General features: G+C 44.7%; 16 protein-coding genes. 15 read left to right on the top strand and 1 reads right to left on the bottom strand.

Annotated features, from left to right (window positions below; genetic code table 11):
- Positions 1–10: 10 nt before the first annotated feature.
- The 8 genes from PGQ33_RS10095 to PGQ33_RS10060 all read left to right on the top strand — a co-directional run bounded on the left by PGQ33_RS10095 (position 11) and on the right by PGQ33_RS10060 (position 7,057).
- A complete protein-coding gene (locus PGQ33_RS10095; protein ID WP_270205671.1) occupies positions 11–1,573 on the top strand; it encodes a DUF3794 and LysM peptidoglycan-binding domain-containing protein in 1,563 nt (520 codons plus the stop codon).
- Positions 1,574–1,636: 63 nt separating this feature from the next.
- Positions 1,637–2,512 carry a 4-(cytidine 5'-diphospho)-2-C-methyl-D-erythritol kinase gene (gene ispE, locus PGQ33_RS10090; protein ID WP_055297431.1) on the top strand — a complete coding sequence of 292 codons (876 nt, stop codon included), beginning with the start codon at positions 1,637–1,639 and terminating at the stop codon, positions 2,510–2,512.
- 2 nt (positions 2,513–2,514) lie between these two features.
- Positions 2,515–3,204, top strand: coding sequence for a GntR family transcriptional regulator (locus tag PGQ33_RS10085; protein ID WP_008368980.1), 690 nt, complete (start codon positions 2,515–2,517; stop codon positions 3,202–3,204).
- Between the two features lie 64 nt (positions 3,205–3,268).
- Positions 3,269–3,886, top strand: coding sequence for a stage II sporulation protein R (gene spoIIR / locus PGQ33_RS10080; protein WP_117824491.1), 618 nt, complete (start codon positions 3,269–3,271; stop codon positions 3,884–3,886).
- A 67-nt stretch (positions 3,887–3,953) separates the two neighbouring features.
- Positions 3,954–5,135, top strand: a complete 1,182-nt coding sequence (locus PGQ33_RS10075) for a cation diffusion facilitator family transporter (protein ID WP_022221113.1) — start codon at positions 3,954–3,956, stop codon at positions 5,133–5,135.
- 5 nt (positions 5,136–5,140) lie between these two features.
- Positions 5,141–5,848: an acyl-[acyl-carrier-protein] thioesterase gene (locus PGQ33_RS10070; protein WP_055157924.1), complete on the top strand. Its 708-nt coding sequence runs from the start codon at positions 5,141–5,143 to the stop codon at positions 5,846–5,848.
- 3 nt (positions 5,849–5,851) lie between these two features.
- Positions 5,852–6,673: a CvfB family protein gene (locus tag PGQ33_RS10065; protein ID WP_195250206.1), complete on the top strand. Its 822-nt coding sequence runs from the start codon at positions 5,852–5,854 to the stop codon at positions 6,671–6,673.
- A gap of 150 nt (positions 6,674–6,823) precedes the next feature.
- On the top strand, positions 6,824–7,057 hold the full coding sequence (locus PGQ33_RS10060) for a hypothetical protein (RefSeq protein ID WP_008368971.1): 234 nt from the start codon (positions 6,824–6,826) through the stop codon (positions 7,055–7,057).
- 500 nt (positions 7,058–7,557) lie between these two features.
- Here the strand turns inward: PGQ33_RS10060 and PGQ33_RS10055 are convergent, their stop codons facing one another.
- Positions 7,558–8,145, bottom strand: a complete 588-nt coding sequence (locus tag PGQ33_RS10055) for a TetR/AcrR family transcriptional regulator (protein ID WP_195250205.1) — start codon at positions 8,143–8,145, stop codon at positions 7,558–7,560.
- A 239-nt stretch (positions 8,146–8,384) separates the two neighbouring features.
- Between PGQ33_RS10055 and PGQ33_RS10050 the strand changes: the two genes are divergently transcribed.
- The 7 genes from PGQ33_RS10050 (at position 8,385) to PGQ33_RS10020 (ending at position 20,631) form a co-directional block, all read left to right on the top strand.
- Complete coding sequence (locus tag PGQ33_RS10050; RefSeq protein WP_243263246.1) at positions 8,385–11,660, top strand: M14 family metallopeptidase; 3,276 nt, start codon at positions 8,385–8,387, stop codon at positions 11,658–11,660.
- Positions 11,661–11,693: 33 nt separating this feature from the next.
- Positions 11,694–12,386 (top strand): 5-oxoproline transporter, DUF969 family subunit, encoded by a 693-nt coding sequence (locus tag PGQ33_RS10045; RefSeq protein WP_008368960.1) that lies wholly within the window; start codon positions 11,694–11,696, stop codon positions 12,384–12,386.
- Between the two features lie 14 nt (positions 12,387–12,400).
- The gene (locus PGQ33_RS10040; RefSeq protein WP_008368959.1) at positions 12,401–13,354 is read left to right on the top strand and encodes a DUF979 domain-containing protein; all 954 of its coding nucleotides are present in this window, start codon (positions 12,401–12,403) and stop codon (positions 13,352–13,354) included.
- Between the two features lie 109 nt (positions 13,355–13,463).
- Complete coding sequence (locus tag PGQ33_RS10035) at positions 13,464–14,453, top strand: peptidase (RefSeq protein ID WP_243002857.1); 990 nt, start codon at positions 13,464–13,466, stop codon at positions 14,451–14,453.
- A gap of 23 nt (positions 14,454–14,476) precedes the next feature.
- Positions 14,477–15,121, top strand: coding sequence for a pyroglutamyl-peptidase I (gene pcp, locus PGQ33_RS10030; RefSeq protein WP_270205670.1), 645 nt, complete (start codon positions 14,477–14,479; stop codon positions 15,119–15,121).
- A 358-nt stretch (positions 15,122–15,479) separates the two neighbouring features.
- The gene (locus tag PGQ33_RS10025; protein WP_270205669.1) at positions 15,480–16,883 is read left to right on the top strand and encodes an alanine/glycine:cation symporter family protein; all 1,404 of its coding nucleotides are present in this window, start codon (positions 15,480–15,482) and stop codon (positions 16,881–16,883) included.
- Positions 16,884–17,151: 268 nt separating this feature from the next.
- A complete protein-coding gene (locus PGQ33_RS10020; protein ID WP_195250203.1) occupies positions 17,152–20,631 on the top strand; it encodes a DNA polymerase III subunit alpha in 3,480 nt (1,159 codons plus the stop codon).
- Positions 20,632–20,640: the final 9 nt, after the last annotated feature.

Below are 20,640 nucleotides of genomic sequence, written 5' to 3'. Positions count from 1 at the left end.
GAGGCTGACTATGGAACTGATAAGAAAACAGGTACGCATGAATCAGATGGGAAAAACAGTGACGGATCAGTTTATGATCGGTGGGGATTATAATGTACCAGATGTGAAAAGTGACGTGGGAAGAGTGCTTTCCGGTGAGGGAAGTCTGCGGATTGAAGAGACAAGAAGAGTGGAAAATTATCTCCGTGTGACGGGAAAACTGAATTTTAAAGTTTTGTATGTGACGGATTCGGGAGATCCGCGTCCCGGAGCTTTGGAAGGAATGATTCCGTTTGAGGAAATGGTCTACATGGAGGAAGAGAACGGAGAAGGCGAAGACATTGTGCAAGTTCAGCGGGTGGAATGCGGGGTATCACTGATCCATTCGAGAAAGCTTGCGGTAAAAGCACTTGCGGAAATGACGGTACATACAGAGCAGATCACAGAAAAACAGGTGACACTTGATGTGGATGGGGAAGAGGGAATCTATCTGAAAAAATGTCCGGTGGAGCTGCTGCAGCTGTTTACCGCGAAGAGAGACATTTACAGGATCAAAGAGGAGATTAAGATACCGGGGACCAAAGAGAATATCGGAACGCTCTTGTGGACAGAGGTAAGCTCCCGGAAAATGGATACCAGACTTGTGCAGGATGCTATGCTGATAAATGGAGAATTACAGATCTTTGTTCTCTATGAATCTCAGGAGGGCAAGACAGACTGGGTGGAGCAGACGGTTCCTTATGAGGGGCGGATCGAGTGTGCCGGCGCAGAAGAAGGTATGTATCATCATGTCTATGACCGGCTGGATGATATCAGTGTGGAAGTGCGGATGGATGAGGACGGTGAGATGCGTGCGCTTGGCATTGAAGCGGCACTTCAGGTTCGTCTTTTTGTCTATGGGGAAGAAAAGCTGGAGCTTTTAGAGGATGCGTATTCCCTTGATAAAAAATGTGTTTTGGAGACAGAAGAAGTTGTTGTTGAGGAGCTTCTGATGCAGAATCATTCAAAAAGTAAGATCACAGAACGATTAAGTCTGCCGGAGCTGAAAGATGAGATCCTTCAGGTGTGCCACAGCAGCGCAGACCTGCAGATAGAAAAAATGGAAGTGCAGGATGGAGGAATTCTGGCAGAGGGGATTCTAAATGTCAGCTTTCTGTATGTAAAGGCAAATGATGAAGTACCATTTGGTGTGTGGAAGGGGATGGTTCCGTTCTCGGCAATGCTTGAATGCCGGGAAGGAAGCAGCGATATGAAATATGACGTCACATATGCAGTGGAGCAGCTTGCGGTAGATCTTGCCGGAAATGATGAAGTAGAGATCAAAGCGGTCGTGGCGTTCAGGAGCTTCATGCGAAAAGCGGAAAAAATACAGATGGTGACAGAGGCTGCACTTGTGGATTATGAAAAAGAAGAGCGGATGAACCAGCCGGGAATTGTGGGATATATCGTAAAAGACGGAGATGATCTGTGGAGCCTGGCAAAGAAATATTCGACCACAGAAGAAAGCATTCTGCTTAATAATGAATTATTATCAAAAGAATTGAAAACGGGTGATAAAATATTGATTTTTCGGGAGAGTTTGAGTATACTATAGTAATGAAATGATGTATACAAGATACAAAAAAAGGTCGAAAAAATACAATAAGGAGATACACGCATGGATAAACTGGAGTTAAAAGCACTTGGGAAAATCAATCTTGGACTTGATGTGCTGGGGCGGCGGGAGAATGGTTATCACGATGTGCGCATGGTCATGCAGACGCTGTATCTGTACGATAATGTGACGCTGCAAAAGAAGTCGGCCCCAGGTATCGAGATCGATTCGAATCTTTTTTATCTGCCGAATGATGAGGACAATATTGCATGGAAAGCGGCAAAGCTTCTGATCGATGAATTTGATATCAAAGATGGGATTAGAATCCATCTGGACAAGCATATACCGGTTGCAGCGGGAATGGCAGGCGGAAGTTCCAATGCTGCGGCAGTGCTTTACGGAATGAACCAGATGTTCCGGTTGGGACTTTCTCAAAAAGAGTTGATGGAAAGAGGCGTGAAGCTTGGGGCGGATGTTCCTTACTGCATTATGCGCGGAACAGTACTCGCAGAAGGAATCGGGGAAAAACTGACGCCGCTTCCTCCGATGCCGAAATGTCAGATTCTGATCGCCAAGCCGCCGATCAGTGTATCGACAAAGATGGTTTATGAAAAGCTGGATTCCTGTGAAATCAAGGAGCATCCGGATATAGATGGTATCCTGGACGGATTGAAGAACCAGGATCTTGAGCAAGTGGCAGCATCCTTGGGTAACGTGCTGGAAAAGGTTACGGTTGAAGCATATCCGGTCATTGCACAGATCAAAGAATGTATGATGGAAGCAGGTGCTCTTGGGGCGATGATGAGTGGAAGCGGTCCGACTGTATTTGGGATTTTCAGGGATCGCAGGACAGCGAAGGAAGCATTTACAAAAGTAAAAGCACAGAATCTGGCAAAACAGATTTATCTTGCAAATGTGCATAACGTCAGGAGGAGATAAGAATGGATATGGATTTTGAAGTAAATATGAATGAATACCTGCCGTTGAGAGATGTTGTGTTCAATACACTTCGGAAGGCAATTTTAAGAGGAGAACTGAAGCCGGGAGAACGGCTGATGGAGATCCAGCTTGCCAACAAGCTTGGAGTAAGCCGCACCCCGATCCGTGAAGCAATCCGTAAACTGGAGCTGGAAGGTCTGGTTCTGATGATTCCACGAAAAGGGGCAGAAGTGGCACAGATCACAGAGAAGAATATGCAGGATGTGCTGGAAGTCAGAAAGGCACTGGAAGAGCTTTCCGTACAGCTTGCGTGTGAACGGATCACGCCGGAGCAGGTTGAAGAAATGAAGATGGCAGCTGAAGATTTCCGTAAAGTCTTAAAGAGTGGTGATGTGACGAAGATCGCTGAAGCAGATGTAAAATTCCATGATATTATCTTTGCCGCAACCAATAACCAGAGACTGATCACGCTGTTGAATAACCTGCGGGAACAGATGTACCGGTTTCGTGTAGAATACCTGAAGCAGAAGGAATGTTATCCACAGCTCCTGGAAGAACATGATAAGCTGATCGCACTGATTTCGGGTGGAGAGGTTGAAGAGGCATGTGAGCTCATGGGATGTCATATTGACAATCAGGCCTCTACAGTATCGGATGTTATCCGGAGAGATCAGGTAGAATATCACAGATAAAAATGTATAGTTTTCCATATGTTGTCAATACTCCTGGTATCAAAGACAGGAGGTACATACGAAAATGAAAAAAATAAAAGCAGTGGTGCTGATACTGATCATGATTCTGTGTGGTGCGGCATTTGCAAGGGGAATGCAGGTGGAAGCGAAGGCGAATGCAGTGCAGGAAAAGTTATCCGGTGAGGTGTTCCGCTTTCATGTGCTTGCCAACAGTGACAGCAAAGAAGACCAGGAACTTAAGATGAAGGTGAAAGAGGCTGTTGTAGATTATATGTGTGAGAATCTTTCGGATGCAGGGAATGCAGCGGAGGCGAAAGCATGGGCGATCCGCCACAAAGAAGAACTGATCCGGACGGCCAGGGAAGTCTTGCAGGAAGAAGGATGTAACGATCAGATAACAGCTGAGGTCGTGCGGTGTGAATTTCCGGACAAAACTTACGGAGACATCACCTTCCCCGCAGGCTGGTACGATGCACTCCGGATCAAGATCGGAAAGGCACAGGGGCACAACTGGTGGTGTGTTCTTTATCCGAATCTCTGCTTTATGGATTCTGTCCATGCAATTGTTCCCAAAGAAGGGAAGGAAGAGCTGCGGAGTGTGCTGACGGATGAAGAGTATGCGATGATCGTAAAAGGCACACCGGTAAAAATCAAATGGTTTTTCTTGCAATTGACGGAGTAAATGTGTAGAATATACTTCAACGAAGATGGCAGGAAAATTTGTTTCGCCTAAGGTAAAGGAAAGTTTAATGACGGATATACTTGTAAAATTATTTGTAAAAGATTATAAAGATGTAGAAAAGGTGTCTGTCCGTACAGCATATGGAGTGCTGGCAAGCGGAGTAGGCATCTTTTGTAATGTTCTGCTGACGATTGCGAAGATGGTGATAGGAATCCTTCTTCACAGTGTGTCTGTTACTGCAGATGCATTTAACAACTTATCGGATGCAGGTTCTTCGATCATTGGAATGATCGGAGTGAAGATGGCAGAAAAACCGGCAGACAAGGAGCATCCTTTTGGGCATGGCAGGCTGGAATACATAGCGGCACTGATCGTATCCTTTCTGGTGATCGAAGTTGGATTTACCTTTTTCAAAAATGCGATCGTGAAGATCCGGGAGCCGGAAGAGTTAAAATTCAGTCTGGTGTCGATCCTGATCCTGGTGTTGTCCATAGGTGTGAAGCTGTGGCTTGCGATGTTTAACCGGAAACTTGGTGAAAAGATTTCTTCCCAGGTGATGATGGCGACGGCAGCAGATGCACTTGGAGATGTGATCACGACAGCAGCGACGATCCTGTCGGTTGTATTCTGGCGGATCACAGGGATCAATATCGATGGCTTTGTCGGACTTGGTGTTTCACTGGTCGTTATGTGGGCCGGATTTGGGATTGCGAAGGATACGCTTGAGCCGCTGATCGGAATTCCGGCGACATGGGAAGATTATGAGAAGATCAAGCATTTTGTGGAAAAATACGCTGGAATCGAGGGCAGTCATGATCTGGTGATCCATAATTACGGACCGGGAAGAAGTATGGCGATCATTCATGCAGAGGTTCCGAATGATGTCCCGATTGATGTATCCCATGAGATCATTGACCGGATTGAGAGAGAGGCAATGGAACAACTGGGGATCTCGCTGACAATTCATATGGATCCGGTGGAGACTCGTAATGAAGAAGTACTTCAGGCAAAACATGAGACAGAAAAAGCTGTGGAAGCACTGGATCCGAGATGCAGTATCCATGATTTCCGCATGGTGAATGGAGAAAAACAGATCAATCTCATTTTTGATTTTGTCATTCCGAGAGAGTATTCTGAGGAAAAAGGGAATGAACTGACACTGACTTTGATGGACCGATTGCAGCATCATAACCCAAAGTATCAGTGTGTTATCACATTAGACAGAAGTTATGTGGAAGAACAGAGGTAAAAGAGATGTATACATTTGAAAGCAGAGTACGATTCAGTGAAGCAGACCATACGGAGCTTCTGACATTACCGGGGCTTGTTAATTATTTTCAGGACTGTAGTACTTTTCAGTCTGAGGATATCGGATATGGCGTGGAATCACTGAAAAAAAGCGGGCAGGCATGGATTCTTTCCGCATGGCAGATTGTAGTAAACCGTTATCCGAAACTCGGGGAACATATCCGGGTGTCCACCTGGGCAACGGATTTTACCGGACTTTTCGGACTTCGTAATTTTAAGATGGAGGATGAAGCAGGCGAGATGACAGCCTGGGCCAATTCGGTCTGGGTATATATGGATATGAAAAAAGGAAGACCATGCAGACCGGCGAAAGAAGAGGTCGAGGCTTATCGGCCGGAAGCACCACTGGATGTAGAGTTTGCGCCGCGTAAGATCGTGCTTCCAAAAGAACTGGAAGATGGAGAAAGTTTTCCGGTAAGACGTCATCAGATCGACACAAACGAGCATGTCAATAACTGCCAGTATATCCAGATGGCAATTGATGTGGTGCCGGAATGTGAGCGTGCCGGACAGATCCGGGTAGAATATAAAAAATCCGCAGTTATGGGTGATATTATTTATCCAAAGATGGCGGTAGAGGAACAGAGAAAAATAGTGGAACTTTGTGATGCGGAGGGAAATCCGTATGCGGTAGTAGAATTCAAGGAGAAATAAGAGATGGAATTAGGAAAAAAACAGATGCTTACGGTAGTAAAGGTAGTTGATTTCGGAGTATATCTGGGAGATGACAGAGAAAAGGTTCTTCTTCCGAAGAAGCAGGTTCCGGCAGGAATCGAACCGGGCGATCCGATTGAGGTGTTTTTGTATAAGGATTCTTCTGACCGTCTGATCGCAACGATAAATGAACCGAAGCTTACACTGGGGGAAAGTGCAATCCTGAAGGTAGCGCAGGTTGGCAAATTCGGTGCCTTCCTGGACTGGGGACTGGAAAAGGATCTGTTCCTGCCATTTAAGGAGCAGACTTATAAGGTGAAACCGGGGGATGAATGTCTGGTAGGACTTTATATTGATAAGAGCCAGAGACTCTGTGCGACCATGAAGGTATATGAGTATCTGACCAGTGATTCTCCTTATCAGAAGGATGATCAGGTAGAGGGAATCGTTTACGAAGTGAGTGATAATTTCGGGGCTTTCGTTGCAGTGGACGGAAAATATTCTGCGCTTGTGCCAAAGAGAGAAGCACCGAAAAGTCTAAGACCGGGAATGAAGATCCATGCGAGAGTGACAGAAGTAAAACCGGATGGAAAGCTGAATTTAAGTGTCCGTGAGAAAGCATTTATCCAGATGGATAAGGATGCGCTTCTGGTACTGGCGCGTCTGGAAGAAAAGGGCGGAGTCCTTCCGTTTAACGATAAAGCAGATGCGGAGGTGATCCGTGCGGAGTTTGATCTGAGCAAGAATGCATTCAAGCGTGCAGTCGGACATCTGTATAAAGAGCGTAAGATCGAGATCCGTAAGGACAGTATTGTTTTGAAATAGACATTGTGATTATGCACAAAAAACAGACTGTTAAATTGTTCACAATGCCCAAAACGCTGATTTAAAAAAAAACCCTTGATTTTCAAAAAAAAATTGTATATATTGAGGGTGTAAAAGATAGGAAGAGATAAAAGAAAAGGAGTGTACATCATGAAGGTACAGAATATTACAAACATTGATAAGTTTTTTGAAGTAGTAGACAGCTGCAAAGGAAAAGTAGAACTTGTAACAGGAGAAGGCGACAGACTGAATCTGAAATCTAAACTTTCTCAGTATGTTTCTATGGCAAATATTTTCTCTAACGGAGAGATTCCGGAACTGGAAATCATTGCATACGAAAAAGAAGACATCGATAAACTGGTTAACTTCATGATCAATGGCTAATTTATATAAATACCAGGAATAGTGAGAAGCAGGAATCAAAGTGATTTGGTTCCTGCTTTTTTGTGTATACGATGAGCCAAGTGCAGATTTGTGCTTGCACAAGGATCTGCATTTGGCGAATGTACATCATCGAGCTGTTAAGCGAGATGGTGTACAAAGTATACAAATCGAGTAGGAGTCAGCCTGCTCGATTGTGGAGAGAGACGGTCTGCGAGGGGGAGGTTGTGTGGCGGATTTAGAAAAAGAATAGGTGTGAAGTCCATTGTGCAGGGCATTCCGATGAGCCTCTGAGAACGAAAATTGTGTCAGCAAAGGCTTCCACAATTTTTGAGTCTCATCTCCATTGCACAATAAGTGCCTTCACACCTATTCTTTTTCTAAATCCGCCCTCAAGACTTTGGCGCAGACCTGGCGGTTGCTAAACATAAAAATTCAGGAAACTATAGAGAGATAGTTTCCTGGTATATGCGAGAGGGTATTTATATTGAGGGTGGGTTAGGTTAGTTGACGCGTAAAGATTCAATAAATGGTGTCAGGAGGGATTCGCCGTATTGAAGCAGGGAGAAGCTTCTCTGGGTGAGACACCAGGAGTAGGTGAGACCGATCTGGGCAGAGGTGATCATCTGGGAGAGCTCGACGTAGGAGTAGTCTGACTTTAGTTCTCCACATTTGATCCCGTCGAAAAGGATCTTGCGCAGGATCTTATAATAATTACGATCCGGGTTTAAAATATGTCTGGTTCCGGTAGTAGCTACCTGAAGACCGTAGAGGGACGCAAAGAGATCCATATATGGTGAGTGCTCCAGGTTATTCAGCACAAAATGGTTGAAGGCGAGCAGCAGATCGGCGGCAGGAAGCGTCCGGTCGCAGGTCTGAAGCCAGCTATCATAGTCACTGTCGTAGGAATAGGCGAGGCTGAAGAGAAGCTCATCTTTTCCGCGAAAATGATGATAGAAGGTGCTGCGGGATTTGCCGGAAAGCTCAATGATCTGGGAAATCGTAGTTTCGTCATAGCCCTGTTCTGTGAAAAGCTTCCATGCTGCATCCATGATGTCCTGTTTTGCATGTCGTTTGCCGTGTGTTGTCATAATTGATCGTTCCTGCCTTCTTAAAAGTATTGAAGCTATTGTAACACAGGGATGTGGAGAGCGCAATGTTTTGTTTCTGCATACATTTTATTGAAAATGTCCATATAAGGATAATATGGTTGACTTTATTTGAACACTTTAGTAGAATGAAGGATATAAAAAGCAGAACGTAGTTCGGAATACAGTATCTTTTTAGATTGTAGTACGAAAACGAACTACGGTGCTTTTGGAGGTGTAAGATGGAAAAATTAAAACTTGCAGCCGGCATGACAGGAGAACAGAAGCGTTATGCGGTTGAAGCAGCACTGCTTCTGGGATTTCAGACAGAGACAGCTACATTTCCGGTGATCACAGCGGACGGTGAGATTCCGGTGCCGGAGAATATGGAAGAGTTGAAAGCCCTGTGGAAAAAGAGTACAGGGGAGACACCGGAAGAGTACGAATCAGCATCAAAGCATACAGGTCCGATCTTTGATCTGGATTTCCGTAAGGAAAAAGGGCTGGAGACGATGCTTCAGAAAGGGGATTTCCTGAAAGACGAGAATCAGGATCTTCTTCCGGATGTGTTGGATGTGAAGATTGTACTTCCGGAGGATGCAGATGATGCGATGCTCGTTGCAGCATGTAACCTGGCATGGCGTTTCGGTATGGAGACAACCGGATATAAAGGAAATATTACGGCAGATGCAGCTTATACAGGCAACCGGCTCGTTCTGGAAAAAGCAGAGCAGACAGAGCTTGTACGGGAAAAAGAAGGAGAAAGTGTAAAAGTATCTCTTCGCGGTGACGGAGAGGAACTAATCGCATTTACCTCCCGACTCTGTATGGAATTTCCACAGATCAATGGTCAGAGAAGCTGGAAAGACCTGCTGATGGATATGGTGGATGACTTTGTACTGCGCAGCGCAGATGGACAGCTTGCAGCTTTGAAAGCGATGCAGAAAGAGCAGACAGGAGAATACGAAGTGTACGGATCTCCGCTCTGGAATGATACACAGAAAAAAGAAGCCGGGGATGCAAAGGTATATAATTACAAATCCGGACAGAAGATGTACGAGAAGGTGTATGAGCTTCCGTGGGAAGTGGAAGTTTTTGAAAAACTTCTGGAAGAAAAGGTTTATCCGCAGATTAGGAAAGGAAGCAAGGTAAAGATTACCGGTGCGGTAAGTGAAAATATAAAAGTACGCCAGAAGATAAAAGAAAAAATCGAAGACAGAATCCAGATGTTAGGTGCCAAGCCTGAGGATACCTCCGTTATCTGTGCATACAAACAGGGATATTCCTGGATCGTTGAAGAGATGCTTCCGGTGATGAAGGAAGCGCAGGCAGATCAGGTTGAGATTTATTTCAAACCGTTCCTGCCGGAAGGTCAGACAGACTGGCTGGATGAGAACGGTGCAACCCCGTCCTATCACAATCTGAATGCAGACACTCCGGACAAGTGGTATGATCTTCCGATCCGCTATCTGCAGGAACTGTATCCGGTAGAAGATATTCTGGTAAAAGAGCTTGGAATTGAAAGAGATAAAGTCATTTTCAAAGTTTATGAAGGCGAAGAAGATATCACTTATCTCTGCAAGGGGATCAAGGACGAAAAGGTCTGCTGTGAGGATACTTACAAAGCAGTCTGGTCGGAAAGACCATATATGGATGAATATCCGCAGATGGGAAAGGTTCATCCGGCAACCGGTTATGTAAAAGCAGAGATTGACGGACAGGAAGTATTTTATCAGACCGTCCGTACCGATATGGAAGAGATCTGGGATGTTTACCAGAAGGAAGTTCTTCCGGATTGCAGACGATATATTGAGGAAAAGACAGGCGGAAAGATTTCCGCAGACCTGCAGCCGTTCTTCCATGAACTGCGTCTGGACGTGACCGCAAGTGAACCGGACTATGCGACCGGATCAAGAGAGGATCTGATCTCTTCACTGGATGCTTTGCATGAAGATATGTATTTTGTCGGAAGCGACTATTTTAAAAATTACGGTGTGAAGAAAGCAGATGTCATGCTGGATGCGCCGGGACTGATCCTTCCGGTGATCCATGAAAAAGAAGGCAGACCGGTATTTAAGGTGACACTGACCGAGCCGTTAAAAGAAGAAGCATGCATTGTAAAAGATGGAAAAACGGTTCTTTTACAGAGAAAACGGGAAGAAGCAGATGCATGGATTCGTGCTATTTCATGGGAAAATGATAATTTTACTTTCCATATCCGCACAAATGGGGTACAATCTAATGTATTACACACTTACTCAACATTGTGGTCAAAGGGTGTACTAGCAGAGTGTGAAAGTGTTGCAGCAGGTACGAAGCTTTTGTTTGAAAGTGAGCAGGGCGAGATACAGTATGCAGCACTTACACCGGAAAGAGAAGAAAAACCAAAGACGAAACGGATTGAAGAGATTGACCTGCATGAGCATGAACTGATCGGATATGATACTTACCGTGAGATCATCGAAGAATTGAAGCAGGTTCCTGGAATCGAAGTGTTCCGGACTGCGGTATCTTATACAGGACGTGAACTCTATGCAGTATGGATCAAACCGGAATACGAAGGTTATCTGTCCATGACGAAGCGTATATCAAGAATTCCTGGCGAGATGATCAATGCAAGACATCATGCAAATGAAGTATCTTCGACAAATGCAGCATTTATCCTGATCAAGAAGCTGCTGACAGAAGATGTTTACAAAGATTTACCGGATAAACTGAATCTGGTAATCGTTCCGATGGAAAATGTGGATGGTGCGGCAATCCATTATGAATTGCAGAAAGAGCATCCAACCTGGAAATTCCATGTGGCAAGATTTAATTCGCTTGGAAAAGAGTTCTACTATGAACATTTCCAGCAGGATACGATCCACAGCGAGGCGATGGGATTAACCCGTATTTATGACCGGTATGTCCCGGATATGATCGTGGACAATCACGGAGTACCGAGCCATGAATGGGAGCAGCAGTTTTCAGGTTATACCTCCCCGTCTTACAAAGGCTTCTGGCTTCCGAGATCTCTGCTTTATGGTTATTTCTGGTATGTGACCAATCCAGAGTACAAGGACAATTACCCGGTCAATAAGGTAATGGAAGATGTGATTGCAGACAAGATTGCCGAGTATCCGGAGATGAGAGAATTGAACCGTGAATGGAGTGCTCAGTTTGAAAAATATGCACATGCATGGATGCCGAAATTGTTCCCGGCAAACTATTATAAAGAAATGATCAACTACTGGATCCCGTTCGCGGCAGATCCAAACCATCGTTATCCGTCGATCCGTTTTCCGTGGATCACAACGGTTGCTTATACCAGCGAGGTTGCAGATGAGACCGCACAGGGTGAATACCTGAATTTGTGTGCAAGGGCTCATGTGGCACATGACGAGGCGACTATCCGGATGTTGATGGAAGCAGTGCATGTGATGGAATGTCATCTGGAAGAGCAGGATGGACAGATTTTGACCAGTTACATAAGACAGCGTCCGATGATTGTCAAAGTGACTGGAAAAAATAAATAACTTTTTAATACTTTTCTAAAGGAGGAGTTAGGTATGGAACTCATCAAATTACTTGGCGTGTTAATCGTAATCGTTGGATTCGCGCTGAAACTGGATTCAATCCTCATTATTTTCCTGGCCCTTATCGCGACAGGGATTGTTGGAGGACTTGGAGTGGGCGGACTTCTGGAAACAATCGGTACAAACTTTGTAGCGAACAGAAGTATGGCAATCTTTATCATGATCCTGCTGGTTACAGGTACACTGGAAAGAAACGGTCTGCGTGAAGCAGCGGCAAACCTGATCCGTAAAGTAAAAAGTGCGACAGCAGGTAAGCTTGTTGCTGTATATGGTATGCTGAATGCTCTGTTTGGAGCATTCAATGTCAGCTTCGGTGGAGTTGCCGGATTTATCCGTCCGGTACTGCTTCCGATGATCGAAGGTGCGATCAGCAATAAAGAAGGAAAAGCAAATGAAGATCACGTAGAAGAAGCAAAAGGACTTGCTGTTGCTATGCAGAACTTCACATGGTTCTTCTTCCAGGTACTGTTCGTAGGTGGTGCCGGCGGAATCCTTGTACAGACAACACTTGCAGGTCTTGGATACGAAGTAGAACTGATCGACCTTGCAGCAGCTGAAATCCCGGTAGCATTAGTTGCACTTGTTGTTTCCTGCGCATTTGTTATTGTGAAAGATAACAAACTGATGAAGAAATACTATGGAAAATCAACAGATACTAAGAAATAGAGGGAGGAAGACAGATGAGTAATTTAAAATTTATACAGGTCGGCGATTCGTTTAATGCAATCGGACTGAATGTAGTATGGGTAATTATCGGATTGATCACGATTTACGCAGGAATCAAGAACCTGCTGGATAAAGAGAATCCGTCAAGAGTCGGAACCGCTGTTTTCTGGTGCTCTTTCGGTATCGTTTGTGGATTTGGTTCATGGCTCCCGGCAAAGGTTTCTGGTGCGCTTGTTCTGATCATGTGCCTGCCGCCAATCTTCAAGAAAGTAAAAATCGGAAAAACAGATAATCCGACAAAGGAACACACAGAACAGCAGTTTAAGAAGATCGGAATGAAGATATTTGTCCCGGCATTCTCCGTAGCGGTATGCTCTCTGTTCTTTGCATTATTCAGTAATATGAGTTCTATGGTCGCAATTACCGTTGGTGTGATTGTAGCTATGATCTTACTGATGGCATTCGATGCAAAACAGAATAAACCGGCAGTCTTTTTGAATGATTCTGAAAGATTCCTTGGAATCACAGGACCTCTCAGTATGCTGCCACAGCTGCTTGGATGTCTTGGAGGTGTATTTACCGCTGCAGGAGTTGGCGATGTAATCGCACAGCTTGTTGAAAAGATTGTTCCAAAGGGAAATGTAAATATCGGGATCATCGTTTATGCAATCGGTATGGTACTCTTTACCATGATCATGGGAAATGCATTCGCAGCTATCACCGTTATGACAGTTGGTATTGGTGCACCGTTCGTTCTTGCTTACGGTGCTAATCCGGTGGTGATCGGTATGCTCGCACTTACATGTGGATACTGTGGAACTCTGCTTACACCGATGGCAGCGAACTTCAACATCCTGCCGGTTGCGATCCTGAACATGAAGGACCGCTGGGGCGCTATCAAAAATCAGGTTCTGGTTGCAATTTTTATGCTTGTGTTCCAGATCTGTTATATGATAGTATTAAAGTAAATAAGACATAAGTAGCTAAGGTCATTATTTCACTGGAAAGGCAGAAAATAATGGCCTTAGAATTCGTAAGCTTATTCTAGTTTTTGGTATGGAGAAAGAAGAGGGACATATGACACCGAATATGGAACGGGGTGCCCGGATCATTATTCACGAATGGGTAAAAGTAAGGGCGTGGGACAAAGTACTGATCGTGACATCGAAGGAATATCTTGCAGAAGCAAAAGCAATGGAAAAAGAGGCTTCCGGAAAAGCACGGTCAGTGAATACACTGCTTGTCGAGAACAAGGGGCGCCATGTGGGAATCTTTTTTGATGATAATGAAGCAGTTTTTGATCCTTATACGGCAATTATCGCGGCGACAGAGTATTCGCTGGTGACAACGAAAGCCGCAAAGCGTGCGATACAAAGACACAAGAAATTTCTGTCCTTGCCACTGGCAACCAATGACGGAAGATCTTTTCTGGAATACGATTTCCTGACGATGGATACGAAGAAGAGCCGGCTGATGGCAAAGGCATTTATCAAATATCTCAAGTATTCAGAAAAAGTCCGTGTGACAACTCCGGCAGGAACGGATATGATGTTCTACAAAGTGGGCAGAGATCCGGGATTTTTTAACGGAGTTCTAAAGGATGGAAAGGGATATTCTTCTTCCAGTATTGAGGTCTATGTCCCGATCGAGGAGACAAAGACAGAAGGTGTGATGGTGCTTGACGGTTCTCTGGGATATATTGGTCGCGCAGAGGAACCGACAAGGATTTTATTTAAAGGCGGACGGATTACGGAGATTGAAGAGACTCCGACCGGTATTCGGTTGAAAAAATACATGGAAGATTATCAGGATTCCCGGATCTATATTGCGGGAGAACTCGGAATCGGGCTTAATTCATGCTCACAATGCCTTGGAAACTGCTATATTGAAGATGAATCTGCTTATGGGACATTCCATGTAGGACTTGGGCGTAATATTGCTCTTGGAGGTATTCAGAACGCCAAAGGACATTTTGATTTGGTATGTATGGAACCGGATATCTACACGGACAACCGACAGATTATGCAGCAGGGGAAGGTTATTATCCCGGAGCCTGTGTTATACTAAGAGATATAAAGGAGGAAATTAACATGAAGGTTTTATTAACAGGATTTGATCCATTTGGAGGAGAAAGCGTAAACCCGGCATTCGAGGCAATCAAGCTTCTTCCGTCAACAATTGCGGGGGCAGAGATCGTATATGTAGAGATCCCTACAGAATTCAAGAAAAGTGCACCGGCAGTTGAAGCGGCAATCAAAGAACATAACCCGGATATAGTGATCAATGTAGGTCAGGCAGGCGGACGTTCCTGCGTCACTGTAGAAAAAGTAGGAATCAACCTTGCAGATGCCCGGATTCCGGACAATGCAGGTGACCAGCCACTTGATGAGCCACTTCAGGCAGACGGTCCAACCGGATACTTTGCAACAATTCCGGTAAATGCAATGGTTCAGAATGTACGTGCTCACGGACTTCCATGCCATGTATCTTTCACGGCAGGAACCTACGTATGCAACTGTGTAATGTACAATGTACTGCATATGTGTGCAACCAAATACACTAACATCCGTGCCGGATTTATCCATGTACCATATGCCTGCGATCAGGTTGTAGATAAGGCGAACGGAATGGCAAGTATGCCGCTTGAGACAATCGCAAAGTCTCTGGAGTATTGTGTTGAAGCTGTAGTGAATAATACAGAAGATATAAAAGAGACTATGGGAACTACCCACTAGTTTTATGAAAGAAAAAAGTACCGCTGTGTCAGAATGAAGCTGATGCGGCGGTTTTTTTGTAAAAATTTTATTGGAAATATAATTTCATGTCGCTTAATGAAAATGGACGTTCATTATATGTTAAGAAATTCTATTATAAAGAAAAAGAATTGATTTGTCACGGGCAGGAATGTTATGTATAATATGCATAAAGAAAGTCGAAGCGGAAATAAGAAAAATGAACAATTTTATGAACGGAGAGAGCTTTTTCAAAAAACAAGTTGATTAAGAAGGTGAAGAAAAAAATCTAGTGGGGAAAAGATTATCGTAAAAATAGAATATGGATGGAAAACAATAACAGAGGCGAAGGAGAAGTGAAATGAGTAATTTAATGGGGATGCTGACGACTATCCAAAGTTATGTATGGGGACCTCCGACATTGTTGCTGTTGATCGGTACAGGGCTTTACTTTACGATTAAATTGAGAGGACTGCAGATCACAAAATTTCCACGTGCAGTAAGGGCCATTTTTGAAAAAGAAAGTGGGACCGGAAGCGGAGAAGGAGATGTATCGGCATTTGCGACTCTATGTACAACGATGGCAGCAGACATAGGAACGGGAAGTATTGTTGGAGTTGCAACGGCGCTTCGAATTGGTGGACCGGGATCGTTATTCTGGATGTGGATTTCAGCCATACTTGGTATGGTGACGAAATACTCAGAAAGTCTTTTAGCGGTAAAATACCGAGTGACGGACGAGAATAACCAGATGGCCGGCGGACCGATGTTTTATATCCAAAATGGTATGGGAGAGAGATTTATCTGGCTTGCAAAAGTCTTTTCTGTGTTTGGCATGTGTACAGCGTTATTTGGCTGCGGAACGTTCCCGCAGGTAAATGCGATCACAGAATCTGTCAATGTGACATTTCATATACCGATCATTGTAGCAGGAGTCATCATAACAGTGCTTACTGCAGTTGTAACGATCGGAGGAATTAAAAGTATTTCAAAGGTTGCTGAAATTGTAGTGCCGATCATGGCGCTTACTTTTCTCGGAGGCTCGGTAGTGGCGCTGGTGATTAACCGGGCTGCAGTACCGGGTGCTTTTAAGGCCATTTTTACCTGTGCATTTGCAAAAGAATCGGTAATAGGAGGAACTGCAGGAACAGGTGTCATTACGTTTATGACGGTTATGAGAACCGGGATTGCCAGAGGTGTCTATACAAATGAGGCAGGACTTGGAAGTTCACCGATCGTGGCAGCAGCGGCGAAGACGAATTCCGGTGTAAGACAGGGCCTTCTTTCCATGACAAGTGTGTTTGTTACTACGATTCTGACCTGTTCCATGACAGGACTAGTTATCATCAGCAGCGGGCTGATGGACAGTTCGGATATGAACGGAAGCACACTTGTTACAGCTGCTTATAACATGTGTCTGCCACACAATATAGGCATGCATCTGATCGCAGTAGGAATTATGTTCTTTGCATTTACCACTATTCTGGGATGGAATTATTACGGAGAACGCTGCCTGGTTTATCTGACCGGCACAACAAAATGGATCAAACCATATAAGATCATCTACATTGCAGCGATTGCACTGGCACCGTTTTTATCACTGGAACCAATCTGGCTTCTTGCAGATATCACGAATGCGCTGATGATCATTCCAAACCTGATCGCAATCATTGCACTTAGAAAAGTGATCATTGGGGAAACAAAACTGTATTTTTCAAAACGAAATGAAGAAAAAATGTCTGCTGCGGTAAAAGCAGTGGAGTAAGAAAAGAAACCACCGCATTGGAAATGAGATCTGATGCGGCGGTATTTTTGCGTTAGAGGATAAATAAGGTTGTGACACCAACGCCCCAAAAAGAAAGTTAACACGATTCCCGCTTTCAGGGGTTCATCGGAATGTTTTGCCGAGGGGAACCGGAGTACATATATTTGAAAATCCGCCGCCCACCAACCTATAAAATTTTCCCCACACCAGTTGGAAATCCCCATCATTTCTGCTAAAATGGAACACAGAGAAAAGGAGCGAACACAATATGAATTTTGCGCATTTGCACGTCCACACGGAATACAGCCTTCTGGACGGTTCGAATAAAATTAAAGAATATGTTGCCAGAGTCAAAGAACTGGGGATGACAGCGGCTGCGATCACAGACCACGGTGTCATGTATGGCGTCATTGACTTCTACAGAGCCGCAAGAGCGGCAGGAATCAATCCTGTACTGGGATGTGAAGTCTATGTGGCACCGGGATCCAGATTCGATAAAACAGCCGTAGGACGCGATGAGGACCGATATTATCACCTGGTACTTCTTGCCGAGAATAATACAGGATACGCCAATCTGATGAAGATCGTGTCACGTGCATTTACGGAAGGTTACTATTATAAGCCAAGAGTAGATTATGAGCTTCTGGAGACCTATCACGAAGGAATCATTGCCCTCAGTGCATGTCTTGCCGGAGAGGTACAGAGAAACCTGGCGAGAGGGATGTATGAAGAAGGAAAAAAAGCTGCGCTTCATTATGAACAGATTTTTGGGAAAGGCAACTTTTTCCTGGAACTGCAGGATCATGGGATCCCGGAACAGCGCACCGTTAACCAGCAGTTGATGCGTCTGTCGCAGGAAATTGGAATCGACCTTGTGGCGACAAATGACGTGCATTATACTTACGCAGAAGATGAAAAGCCACATGATATCCTGCTTTGCCTTCAGACAGGGAAAAAGCTCGCAGACGAGGATCGGATGCGCTATGAAGGCGGACAGTACTACGTGAAGTCCAAAGAAGAGATGGCAGCACTTTTCCCATATGCACCGGAGGCGCTGGAAAATACACAGAAGATTGCAGACAGATGCCATGTAGAGATTGAATTTGGTGTGACAAAGCTTCCGAAATTCGATGTGCCGGAAGGATTTACCTCATGGGAATATTTGAATAAGCTCTGTTTTGACGGACTAAAAAGACGATATGGAGAAGACCCGGATCCAGCCCTTGTGGAGCGCCTGAATTATGAATTGGGCGTTATCAAAAGCATGGGTTACGTGGATTACTTCCTTATTGTATGGGATTTCATTCATTTTGCAAAAAGCAACGGAATCATGGTTGGACCTGGGCGTGGATCTGCGGCAGGAAGCATTGTGGCGTACACACTTGCGATCACCAATATCGATCCGATCCGGTATCAGCTGCTGTTCGAGCGTTTTCTGAATCCGGAACGTGTGTCCATGCCCGATATCGACGTGGACTTCTGTTTTGAAAGAAGGCAGGAAGTCATTGATTATGTTGTGCGTAAATACGGCAAAGACCGGGTAGTGCAGATCGTAACCTTTGGTACACTGCAGGCGCGCGGGGTGCTGCGGGATGTGGGAAGAGTTATGGATCTTCCGTATGCTTTTGTGGATTCAATTGCAAAGATGATTCCGAAAGAACTGAATATTACACTGGATAAATCCCTGAAGATGAACCATGAGCTGAAGAAGCTCTATGATGAAGACCCACAGGTAAAAGAGCTGATCGATATGTCAAAGAGACTGGAAGGTCTGCCACGGCATACATCCATGCATGCCGCGGGAGTCGTGATCAGCCAGAAGGATGTGGATGAATATGTTCCGCTGGCACTTGGAGCGGACAACAATGTAGTCACACAGTTTACCATGACCACGCTGGAAGAACTGGGACTTCTGAAAATGGATTTCCTTGGGCTTCGTACCCTGACCGTCATCCAGGATGCGATCAGACTGGTTGAAAAAAGTACCGGTGTGAAGCTGGTAACAGAAAAATTAAATTATAATGATAAAGCAGTGCTTGACTATATCGGAACCGGAAAGACGGACGGTATTTTCCAGATAGAAAGTGCAGGGATGAAGAGCTTCATGAAGGAACTTCGTCCACAGAGTTTGGAAGATATTATCGCCGGAATTTCTCTTTACCGGCCAGGTCCGATGGATTTCATTCCACAGTATATCAAAGGAAAGAACCATCCGGAGCTGATTACTTACGAATGCCCGCAGTTAAAGCCGATCCTGGCACCGACCTATGGCTGCATTGTATACCAGGAACAGGTTATGCAGATCGTGCGTGACCTTGCCGGATATTCACTTGGGCGAAGCGACCTTGTACGCCGTGCCATGAGTAAGAAAAAGGGCGACGTGATGCAGAGAGAGCGTCAGAATTTTGTATATGGTAATGAAGAAGAAGGCATTCCGGGCTGTGTCAAAAATGGAATCGATGAAAAGGTTGCGAATAAGATCTATGATGAAATGATCGATTTTGCGAAGTATGCGTTCAACAAATCACATGCGGCAGCGTATGCGGTTGTCTCATACCAGACAGCGTATCTGAAATATTATTATCCGGTAGAATATATGGCAGCGCTTATGACTTCTGTCATCGACAATCCGGGAAAGGTTGCCGAATACATTTACACTTGCCGACAGATGGGAATTTCTATCCTGCCGCCGGATATCAATCGTGGGGTTGGTGATTTTTCTGTAGATAACGGTAATATCCGTTACGGACTTGCGGCGATCAAGGGGGTTGGAAGACCGGTGATTGAGCAAATCATCCGGGACAGAGAAGAGCATGGCACGTTTCGTGATCTGAAGGATTTTCTGGAACGGCTTTCCGGTAAGGAAGTCAATAAACGTGCGGTAGAAAACTTTATCAAATCCGGCGCATTTGACAGTCTGAAAGGGACCAGAAAGCAGTTTATGATCATTTATGTACAGATCATGGATCAGGTAGCACAGAACAAGAAAAATTCGCTTGCCGGACAGATGTCGCTCTTTGATATTGTAGATGACGAACAGAAAAAAGAATTTGAGGTCACGCTTCCGGATGTGGGAGAATACCAGAAGGAAACGATGCTTGCATTTGAAAAAGAAGTACTCGGCGTGTATATCAGCGGACATCCATTGGAAGAATATGAAGAGAAATGGCGCAAGAGTATTTCCGCAACGACATTGGATTTTCAGCTTGATGAAGAGACCGGACGGACAAAAGTGCGTGACGGGTCAAGGGAGATCATCGGTGGTATGATCACATCGAAGACGATCAAATATACAAAGAAGAATCAAACGATGGCATTTATTACCGTAGAGGATCTTCTTGGAACGGTAGAGGTTGTCATTTTCCCGCAGAGCTATGAGAAAAGCCAGCAGTATCTGCAGGAGGACAGCAAAGTATTTGTGCGGGGACGTGTATCGGAAGAAGATGATAATGCAAGTAAGCTGATCTGTGAAGAGGTGATTCCGTTTGAGATGATGAAAAAAGAACTGTGGATCCAGTATACCGACAAACAGAGTTACCTTCAAGATGAGCAGAATCTGTTCCGGATGCTCGCGGAAAGTGAGGGTGAGGACCAGGTTGTAATCTTCTGCAAAGCGGAGAGAGCGGTAAAAAGACTTCCTAAAAACGCAAATATCCAGGTAGAACCTGGAATTTTGAGCAGATTGACGAATTATTTTGGAGAAGATTGTGTAAAAGTAATAGAAAAACCCATTGAAATGAAGGGGTGAATATTATAC

Source organism: Coprococcus sp. AM100_B19A (genome assembly GCF_027662015.1).
Classification (GTDB): domain Bacteria; phylum Bacillota; class Clostridia; order Lachnospirales; family Lachnospiraceae; genus Allocoprococcus; species Allocoprococcus comes.
Note: the sequence above shows the minus strand (reverse complement) of the source record. Positions and strands in the feature narration are given on the sequence as shown.